This window comes from Achromobacter sp. SIMBA_011 (assembly GCF_046535435.1).
Taxonomy (GTDB): Bacteria; Pseudomonadota; Gammaproteobacteria; order Burkholderiales; family Burkholderiaceae_B; genus Achromobacter; species Achromobacter dolens.
Genome location: NZ_JAWRWN010001032.1, coordinates 1 through 245, shown reverse-complemented (window position 1 = coordinate 245; position 245 = coordinate 1). Strand labels below are relative to the sequence as shown.

The following is a 245-nucleotide window of genomic DNA, read 5'->3' as shown; positions in this document are numbered from 1 at the left end:
AGGCCGGATCGCTCGAGCAAGCCGCACATCATGCATCTGCTACTTATCGCCCTAACTTCTGGGCACGGCTTTTCAAGCTTGAGCGTCGGCAGCGCGAAGCGCTTTTGGTGAGAATCGGCGTTGCCGCTGCCGAAGACGAAAGACTGTTTCAGGCAGAGCTTGATGAATGGAAGACTGCACACGACGACTGGGCTGAGGAGCGTGATATTGCTCTGCGTATCCTCGATGGTGACCGCCAAGCGAAG

Annotated in this window: 1 protein-coding gene; it reads left to right on the top strand. The window is 56.7% G+C overall.

Translation table 11 applies throughout. The features are described 5' to 3' along the window. Positions 1-245 (top strand): hypothetical protein (locus SB816_RS34150; RefSeq protein WP_410548517.1); only part of this gene is annotated, 245 nt, incomplete at both ends.